The sequence below is a fragment of the Streptomyces sp. NPDC055078 genome (assembly GCF_053607985.1).
This window is the reverse complement of sequence record NZ_JBSGUP010000308.1, coordinates 1-9,519: the sequence shown is the minus strand read 5'-3', so window position 1 is coordinate 9,519 and position 9,519 is coordinate 1. Positions and strand designations below refer to the sequence as shown.

Here is a 9,519-nt window from a genome sequence, read left to right as displayed (position 1 = left end):
CTGGTGGGGATGACCACCGCCTCGCGTGCAAGGCCCCATGATCCGGGCCCGTCTCCATGCGCAGAAATCCAGCAAGGGCAGAATCCGCACGGAGAGTCACGGCAAGCCGGATCGCTGAGCGCGGTGTCAGGAATGGCAGTCGTCGGTGTGGAGGCAACCTGCCAGGGCCTCGGCACAGCTGGAGCAGGGGCGCACATATGCCCGCGCACCGCACAGGGTGCGATTCATCGACCGTTCCATGATGGCGGCAGACGACCATTCGTCGTTGAACGCTGAAAGACGACCTGCGTGAAGTCACCACCATCGGGCAGGCCGGTCAGCGCCTGCGTGAAGTAGTCCATGCCTGCGTCACTGGAGGTAGCGGCCGTTCAGGTCTTCGCCGGTTCGGGATCCCTTTTCCATGAGGCCCTCGACCTCGGCAAGGGTGAACACGGTGGCGCGCCGACGTGACCCGTCCGACGCCAGCCGGACTTCAGCGCTACTGGTGCGCAGTGTCCAGTTGCTCGCCCGCGCCTTCATGCCGCAGCTCACCACAGAGAGATTTCGATCATGACCATCGCACTACCCGCTCTGGATCTCGTGATCGCGGAGGCGAACCGGACGGCCGCCGAGTCGCTCGAAGCGACCAGTCGAACCGTGCTTCGATTGGACGAACTCGGCTACCGGCGAGTCTGGTTCGCCGAGCACCACGGGACCGAACTGTCGGCGAGCGTGGTGCCGGCGGTTCTGATGGCGCACTTCGCGGCACTGACACGGCGTATCCGGCTCGGGTCCGGTGGCGTCCTGGCGCCCAACCACGCGCCGCTGGCGGTCGCGGAGCAGTTCGGCACCCTGGCAACCCTGCATCCGGACCGCATGGACATGGGCATCGGCCGCGGGCCGGGCACGTTCGACCAGTCGATCGTACGGGCGTTGCGCCGGGGCGGCGAGCCGACCACGGACGCGGAGTACGCCGAGGACGTGGCCGCGATCCTGCGCTACCTCTCGGGCGAAGGCGGAGTGCGACTGCTGGCCGGCTGGCAACCGGACGCGGGCGGAGCCCGCCCGTGGCTGCTGGCATCCAGCCCGGCCAGCGCGGAGCTGGCGGCTCGGCACGGACTGCCGATCGCGCTGGCGCACCACATCCGGCCGGACCAGAGCGTCGCCACAGCGGAGCGCTACCGAGAACGGTTCACACCGTCGCGGTGGGCGGACCGGCCCTACGTCATGGCCGCGGTCGAAACAGTCGTAGCCGACACGGACGAGGAGGCCGCACGCCTGGCACGCCCGACCGACGTCGCGAGGTCCAAGCTGACCTCGGCGGCGCTGCTCTCCCCGGAAGAAGCGGCCTCGTACGAGATCCCGGAGGAGGCGCGCGGCACTGTGGAAGCAATCGGCGCAGCGCAGGCGCGCGGCTCGGTGGCGACGGTGCGCCGCCGGTTCACGGAGATCGTGCAGCAGACCGGCGCGGACGAGCTGATGCTCTACGCCTCCGTGTACGACGCCGACGCACGGATCCGCTGCTACGAGCTGGCCGCGAAAGCCGTCGAATAGAAGGCGGGGCGGAACCGCTCACCCGTCACCACTCCGTGTGCACGACCCCGAGCACGGCCGGTCGGCCGGAATCCCCGACGGCACAACTCTCACAAGGGACGGTCCCCAGAAGAAGCCGCACCTCGCCGGAGAGTGAACCGCCCAGGCCCCGTACGAGCAGTGGGACGAGGAGCATCAGCAATCCGCCACCGATCACTTCGGCGAGCGCACGCCACAATTCACTTCCCCGGCTCTTCTCTCGTCGGCGACGGCTTCGTTCGTACGCGCACACCTGTAGTCCAGCGGTGGCACACTCAGCACGCGTGGCGCCACCACCGAGACCCGCGCCGCTGGCCAGGCCCGCGACCAACCCTGACCGGAACCGGCTTCGGCCAAGGCGTCCTTGCCCATGAGCGGTCCCTGGGGGGAAGTGGGCCAGCGGTTTACCGCTACTCCAACGTCCCACGGCCCCGCCGCCAACAGCGGGCACGTCCGGTCGGGTCAGCACCTTCGCCGCGCGTTCTGACGGGGAGCAGGCCACTGCTGATGTTCGGCGCATGTCGAACGGGCGGGCAGGGATGTCGAGGTCTGGCGTGAAACGAGCGGCTCGTGGTGCCCCCAGCCTCGGGCGGGCCGTGCCGTACGCGGCCGGGAGCCTACCCCTCTTCCCGGCCGGGCCATGCATGGTCTTCGGGAAGTGGGTGTCGGGACGGTGTCGGGACCGGCTGCCCGCCGGCGCCTGGTCTTCTGGTCGGGCACGGTCTGATCGGCTCTTCGTGCTCACATCAGGCCTTGGCCCTACCTGGGACGGCAGCGCCCGTGGTCGAAGGCGGCCGGCCACCACGGCGGGCTACGGCGGTCCCGTACCTTGAGCGTGTGGACGTCAACACGCGCCGGTTGTGGCACTTCTCGACCCTTGCCGACGAGCTTCACTTCACGCGCGCGGCCGCGATCCTGTGCATCTCGCAGCAGGGCCTCAGCCGCAGCATCGCCGAGCTGGAGGAGCAGGTCGGAGTCCCGCTGCTGATTCGCACCACACGATCGGTCGCCCTCACCGAAGCGGGAGAGCTCTTTCTCCGTGGCGTGCGCACGGCGCTCGCGGCTCTGGAGGAGGGGGCGGCGGCCGCCCGCGCAACCCGTCCTGACCTCGAGGTACTCAGGGTGGGCTTCAGCTTCTCCGCGCTGCTGGAGCTGAACGCCCCGATACTTCGCGCCTTCCGCGCTCGCTATCCCTCGGTCACCCTCGAACTGGAGACCTTCCAGTGGAGCGACCCCTCCTGCGGCTTGTGCTCCGACGCAACGGACATCGCTTTCATCCGGATGCCGATCGAGTGCCCCGACCTCCACGTGGAGCCGATGTTCGTCGAGCCCCGAGCGGTCGGCGTCGACCAGAGCCATCCACTCGCCGCCGCTCAAGCCGTGACGCTGAGCGACCTCGTCGACGAGCGGATCCTCGCCCCGCGCACCGACGACAAGACATGGTTCCGGTTCTGGACTCTGCGCGACACCGAGCTGGATGAGGGCTCGCTCCCGCGGATCGGCCCTGTGGTCGGGTCGATGGAGGGGGAGCTGGAGAAGGTCGGGTCCGGCGAGGCGATCACCATCACGGTGATCAGCACGTCCAGATTCGCTCCCCGTCCGTCGATCGTGTACCGGCCGATCACCGACGTGCCCGGCTCGGAGCTGGCACTCGCGTGGCGAGGCCCGGCGACACCGTTGATCGAGGCGTTCCGTGCCACGGCGGTCGAGGTGCGTGACCGGGAGAAGGATCTGGTGTCGAGGATAGCGACGGCGACCGGCAGGCCCTACGAGTTCTAAGCTTGACGTTTATCCAGTCGGCCTGGTGATGGGGGCGATGGATGGATCCGGTCTGCCCTGTTTTCCGACGGGGTGAACGCGTGCACGGCGCTTGTTCTTCAGCCCGGTTGGTCGGCCGGGGCCTGCGATGGTGGGTTTCGGTGCGCTGGCCAGCTGAGGGGTTCTTCTGTAGAGGCGGCGAAATCCTCGACGGACGCGTGCGGGTGTGAGGCGCCCTTGGCGCGCGGGCCGTTCCCAGGGCTTGCGTAGGTCCTCAGCGAGGGGCCGGGCGAGACGGAGCTGGGCGTAGGCAGCTATGACGAGCCAGGTCCAGCGGTCGGCCGCGGCCGGTTCGCGGAGTTTGGGAGTAGTCCACCCCAACGTCTGCTTGAACATCCTGAAGGTGTGTTCAAGATCGAATCTGCGCAGGAACGCCTGCCAGAGCCGGTCCACGTCCCTCGCAGTGGCATCAGTGCCCGACCACCACAGCCAGACCGGCCTGGGGCTGTAGTCCCCGCGGAGATGGTCGACCTGAAGGCGGATGACGGTGCCTTCAATGACCGGTAGCTCTCCCTTGGGGTAGTCGGCCCAGGCCGAGCGCCGCACCAGTAAAAGGTGCAGACGATCCCAGGCAGCAGCGACGGCCTTCCCGTAGTGGCTGGTGTCGGACACCGTGGCGACCGAAGGGGACGGCTGAGTTTGCGGCCACCTCGAACGCGAACTCCGCACCGCGCTTGGGCTTGCGGCCGACCTTGCCCGGCGGCTGCGGCGGGGGCGGGAAGTACAGGACACGGTCCGACCGCATCCGACCCAGCATCTCCACCGGCAGGTCTGTCAGCAGGAACGTCAGGCGGCCCACGTCGTAGCCGGCATCGGCGACGACCAGGACGGGTGGATCTCCGATCTGCCACTGGCCCGCCACATACAGCCGCTGGAACACGTCCCGGATCTGCGCGGCGGTGACCGCGGTTGCGTCGTCCCACGGACACAGCCGAACCACGTCCAGCATGGCAGTCCACGACGTCCGCCCCTGCTCCAGAGCGGCGACGAAGGAGTACGGCCACCCGGGGATCATCTGGGCCGACCCCCTGCCACGACCATACGTATGGCAGAACAGCCGGTCCGGGCTGGTATTCGCATCCGGTCGCAGCCAGTTGCTCACATCGACGGCCAGGACCAGCTGCCCCTGGGCCGTCCGGGGAAGCGGCAGCCCCGCCAGCGCCCTACGCAACCGGGACACGTCGAGTTGCCCCCGGTTCACCCCGCCGTACAACGCACCATGCCCACGCTGGTACTCCGGCGCCAAGGAGAGCTCGACCAATGTCCTCACCGGGCCATCCGCACAGAGCAAGGCGTCACCGAGCTCGAACAACGCATCGCGCCGCCCAGTCAGACACGCATACAACTCTGCCCGGAAGGAGGAGAGTTCGGCAAATGCATCCCGCAGGACATCTTGCTGCAAAAGACTCATGGACACGGCCTTCGTCCTGGTCAAGTGCCTCTGTGACGGAGCACAGGATCAGGCGAAGGCCGCTCCCACGTCAGCTACTCAGCTGAACCGACGGCAAGTTCGAGGGCGCGTTCGACTCCGGACGATAAACGTCAAGCTAAGGCCACCCCTCGGTCTCTCTGCCGGGCGAGCACGCCCCGTGACACGTGCGGTCCGATCGTCCCGCCGTGTCCTCTCGCGAGACGATTAACAACCTGGCAGCGTGAGTACCAGCAGAGATCTTGTTTCACTTTGTCGCCCGACAGTGGTTGGCTTTCTGAAGAAGAACCGGCTGCCACAGCGTCACTGAGCAGCCGTTTCGTCCTCCCGCGCCGCTAACAGGTCTGCCGTCCGCAGACTCCCCCACCGTCCTCACTCCGGTGGGTCCTGCGCTGCCCCGACCCCGCCGCGGCCCTGTGCCCCGGCCCCCTTCGATCCAGGAACAGGAGTCACCTGATGTCGGATCACCCGGACCCCGAGCCTCCTTCGGCCGGCACCGTCCACACCCGGACCCCGCGGCGCGGACGCCTGGCCCCCCACGGGGAAGAGGGGGCAGGGGCCGTCAGGAAGCTGGGCCTGATCGTCAACCCGCTCGCCGGCATGGGCGGCAGTGTGGGGCTCAAGGGGACCGACGGACCGGAGATCCTGGGAGAGGCGAGGCGCCGAGGTGCACGACCGCTCTCGGGTGAACGTGCCGCCCGCGCGCTCATCCGGCTCGCCGCCGCCTCGAAGGGCCCGTTCGAGGTCGTGACCGGCTCCGGAGACCTGGGCGAGCACAGCGTGCTGGCCGCGGGGCTGCGGCCGGTCGTCGTGCACCGCACAGGACCCGGCGGCAGCGGGCCCGAAGACACCAAGGCGGTCGCCGAAACCATGATGTCCGAGGTCGACCTACTCCTGTTCGCGGGCGGCGACGGCACGGCACGTGACATCGTCGGCGTGGTCGGTGACCGTGTGCCCGTGCTCGGCATCCCGGCCGGCGTGAAGATGCACTCGGCGGTGTTCGGCGCCAGCCCCGACAGCGCGGGCAGCCTCGCCGCGCTGTTCCTCGACGGCAGCCCCACGGCCCGACTGCGGGACGCCGAGGTGATGGACCTCGACGAGACCGCGTTCCGTGAGGACCGGCTTTCGGCATGCCTTTACGGCTATGCCCGCAGTCCCTACGAGCGCCATCTGGCCCAGAACGCCAAAGCGGGTTCCCGTGCCATCGACGCCGCAGTGGAAGCGGCCTGCCGGCGCCTCGCCGCGGGGATGCGTGAAGGGACCCTGTACATCGTGGGTCCCGGCACCACGATGCGACGCGTCATGGACGCGCTGGGGCTGCCCTCCACGCTCCTGGGTGTCGACGCCGTCCTGAACGGCGCACTCGTCGGATCCGATCTCGATGAGCGTGCGCTGCTCGGCCTCATGGAGGGACGGCCGACCCGCATCGTGGTCGGCGTCCTGGGCGGTCAGGGCTACCTCTTCGGACGCGGCAACCAGCAGATCAGCGCCGAGGTCATCCGCAAGGTCGGCCGCGACGGCATCGATGTGATCGCGCCGATGGACAAACTCGTCGCCCTGGAGGCGGGAAGCCTGCGCGTCGACACGGGCGACGCCGAGGTCGACGCGCTGCTCAGCGGCTATCTGCGGCTTCACACCGGACCGGACCGCAGCGTCCTCTTCGCGGTGCGCTCCTGACCGGCCGGCCCGGCACACGAGGGACTTGAACTTACCCGTCAAGCAAGCGAGAGAAGGAGAATCTGGTGAAGGAACACGTGGCACACCGGTACATGGCCAACTCCGTACCGGCCATCAAGAAGGAGATGCTGGACTCGATCGGCGTCGGGTCCGTGGAGGAACTGTTCAGCCAGGTACCGGCCGAGCACCGCCTCTCCCGCCCACTCGATCTTCCCCCAGCACTGTCCGAGAGCGAGCTTCGGCGTCATCTCGTCGAGACCCTGGCCAAGAACCAGACCACCGAGCAGAACCTCAACTTCCTCGGCGCGGGCACCTGGCAGCACCACGTGCCGGCGGCCGTCGACGAGGTGGTGCGCCGCAACGAATGGCTCACCTCGGTGTTCGGTGAACCGAGTTCCGACCATGGACGCAACCAGGCCTGGTTCGAGTTCTGCAGTCAGCTCGGCGAGCTCCTCAAGCTGGACCTGGTTGGCATGCCGGTCCGCAGCTGGGGGGTGGCCGCCGGACACGCGATCCGCATGGCCTCGCGCATCACCGGACGGGACGAGGTGGCGGTGGTCCGCGCGATCGACCCGGAACGGCTCTCGGTCATCCGCAACTACTGCGAACCGGTCGAGATGCCCAGCCACATCAAGGTCCGGCTCATCGAGTTCGACCCGGAGACCGGCCTGATGGATCTCGACAGCCTGCGGCAGGTGGTCGGGGAGCGAACGGCCGCGGTCTACTTCGAGACCCCCTCCTACCTCGGCGTGATCGAGCACCAGGGTGCGGAGATCTCCGCCATCGCACACGCCGCCGGCGCGGAGACGATCGTCGGCGTCGATCCGATCTCACTCGGTGTACTCGCGTCGCCCGTGGACTACGGCGCCGACATCGTCATCGGCACCACTCAGCCGCTCGGGGTCCACATGAACACGGGCGGCGGAGTGGGCGGCTTCATCGCCACGCGCGACGAGGAGCGCTACGCCCACCAGTACCCGACGCTGTTCATCAGCATCACGGACACCGCCAAGGAGGGCGAGTACGGCTTCGGTGTCGCCCTGTTCGAGCAGACCTCATACGGACTGCGGGAGAAGGGCAAGGACTGGACCGGCCACTCGGTCTACATGTGGGCCATCGCCAACGCCGCCTACATGGCGCTGATGGGGCCGGAAGGCTTCAAGGACGTGGGTGAACTGATCCTGCAGCGTGCCCACTACGCCGCGCGGCGCATCGACGCGATCGAGGGCGTCCGAGTGACGCACCCCACAGGCTTCTTCAAGGAGTTCGTCGTGGACTTCACCGGCACGGGACGCAGCGTCGCGGAGGTCAACCGGGCCTTGCGCGAGTACGGGATCTTCGGCGGCAAGGACCTCTCCCGCGACTTCCCCGAGTTCGGGCAGAGCGCCCTGTTCTGCGTCACCGAAGTGCACACCCAGGCCGACCTACTGCGTCTTGTCGACGCCCTCACGGAGGTAGTAGCAGCATGAGCGTCAGACTTCGCGAATACCACGCCCCGGTGTGGAACGAACCGGTCATCCTCGAGATGGGCTATCCCGGCCGCCGCGGCCTCGCCGTACCCGAGGCCGAGGACGAGGTACGTGCCGAGGTGGGGGACACCGCCGATCTGATTCCCGCGGCACTGCGCCGGCATGACCGGCCGGCGCTGCCCGAGGTCTCCGAGCCGGAGGTGCTTTACCACTACCTGCGGCTGTCCCAGCAGACCCTCGGCATGATGGGGGTCAGCCTCTTCGGCACCTGCACGATGAAGTACAACCCGCAGGTGAACGAGGCGATCGCATGGCGTCCCGAGGTCACCGAGGTACACCCCTATCAGGACGACGACACCATGCAGGGCACGCTTGAGCTCGTGCACAGGTTCGACGCCATCCTGCGGGAGCTGTCCGGCATGGACCAGTTCATCTTCCAGGCCGGCGGCGGTGCCGACGCCGCGTACACCAGTTGTGCCGTGACGCGCGCCTACCACGCGTCACGCGGAGAACTGGAGCAGCGGGACGAGATCATCACCACGATCCAGACCCACCCCTCCAACGCGGCGACCGCCGCCGCGGCGGGCTTCAAGGTCATCACCCTGATGCTCGACGAGAACGGATACCCCTCCCTGGACGCCCTGAAGGCCGCGGTCTCCGACCGCACGGCCGCGCTCATGGTCAACAACCCCGACGACATGGGCGTGTACAACCCGGAGATGCGCGAGTGGGTCCGGATCGTGCACGAGGCGGGCGGCCTCTGCTTCTACGACAGCGCCAACTTCAACGGAATGATGAGCAAGATCCGCGCCCGCGAGATCGGCTTCGACGCCTGCATGTTCATGCTCCACAAGACCTTCGGCGCCCCGAAGAGCGGCGTCGGAGGGCCGGCCGTCGGCGCCTACGGGTGCTCCGCGGAACTGGCACCCTTCGTTCCGACTCCGATGGTCGCCCATGACGGCGACCGGTACTACCTCGACCACGACCGGCCGCAGAGCTGTGGCAAGATCCGCGAGTTCTGGGGCAACGTGCCCGTCGTACTGAAGGCCTACGCCTGGATCCGCGCCATGGGGGCGGAGGGCGTGGCCGAGGCCTCCGACATCTCCGTCCTCGCCAACAACTACATGGAGAAGGGCCTGCTCGCCATTCGCGGCGTCACCCGCTCCCACCCCGACGCGACCAGCCCGCGCCTGGAGATGACGCGCTACAGCCTGGCGCAGCTGAAGGAGGAGACCGGCGTGGACGTCCACGACGTCCAGAACCGCATGACCGACTTCGGCGTTGACGCCATGTTTACCAGCCACGAACCCTGGCTGATCCCGGAGCCGTTCACACCCGAGGCGGGTGAGATGTACGGCAAGGAGGCTCTCGACACCTGGATCGCGGTGCTCGCGCAGATTTCGGACGAGGCGTATTCCGATCCTGACATCGTCAAGAACGCGCCGCACAACCAGGCGGTCCACCGCCTTGATCACGCGGCGATGGACGACCCGGCACGGTGGGCCATGACCTGGCGCGCCTACCAGCGCAAGAAGGCGAGCGCCGACTCCGAAAGCTGAGCGGGTGACCGCACCC

The 9,519-nt window shown here is 68.1% G+C and carries 6 protein-coding genes and 1 pseudogene; 5 read left to right on the top strand and 2 right to left on the bottom strand.

Features of this window, described 5'->3' with window-relative positions; genetic code table 11:
- Positions 1–348: 348 nt before the first annotated feature.
- A complete protein-coding gene (locus ACWF94_RS23800; protein ID WP_453491919.1) occupies positions 349–531 on the bottom strand; it encodes a hypothetical protein in 183 nt (60 codons plus the stop codon).
- A gap of 18 nt (positions 532–549) precedes the next feature.
- On the opposite strand from ACWF94_RS23800, the gene ACWF94_RS23795 reads away from it, so the two are divergent.
- Entirely contained in the window at positions 550–1,533 is a 984-nt protein-coding gene (locus ACWF94_RS23795; RefSeq protein WP_453491916.1) for an MsnO8 family LLM class oxidoreductase, read from the top strand.
- 855 nt (positions 1,534–2,388) lie between these two features.
- Complete coding sequence (locus ACWF94_RS23790) at positions 2,389–3,330, top strand: LysR substrate-binding domain-containing protein (protein WP_453491913.1); 942 nt, start codon at positions 2,389–2,391, stop codon at positions 3,328–3,330.
- 9 nt (positions 3,331–3,339) lie between these two features.
- Here ACWF94_RS23790 and ACWF94_RS23785 read toward each other — a convergent pair.
- Positions 3,340–4,780 (bottom strand): annotated as a pseudogene (locus ACWF94_RS23785) (NF041680 family putative transposase).
- Between the two features lie 474 nt (positions 4,781–5,254).
- On the opposite strand from ACWF94_RS23785, the gene ACWF94_RS23780 reads away from it, so the two are divergent.
- The 3 genes from ACWF94_RS23780 to gcvPB all read left to right on the top strand — a co-directional run bounded on the left by ACWF94_RS23780 (position 5,255) and on the right by gcvPB (position 9,503).
- A complete protein-coding gene (locus ACWF94_RS23780) occupies positions 5,255–6,475 on the top strand; it encodes an ATP-NAD kinase family protein (protein WP_453491910.1) in 1,221 nt (406 codons plus the stop codon).
- Positions 6,476–6,540: 65 nt separating this feature from the next.
- Complete coding sequence (gene gcvPA / locus ACWF94_RS23775) at positions 6,541–7,944, top strand: aminomethyl-transferring glycine dehydrogenase subunit GcvPA (RefSeq protein ID WP_453491907.1); 1,404 nt, start codon at positions 6,541–6,543, stop codon at positions 7,942–7,944.
- Positions 7,941–9,503, top strand: a complete 1,563-nt coding sequence (gene gcvPB, locus ACWF94_RS23770; RefSeq protein ID WP_453491904.1) for an aminomethyl-transferring glycine dehydrogenase subunit GcvPB — start codon at positions 7,941–7,943, stop codon at positions 9,501–9,503. The genes gcvPA and gcvPB overlap by 4 nt, the downstream gene beginning before the upstream one ends.
- Positions 9,504–9,519: the final 16 nt, after the last annotated feature.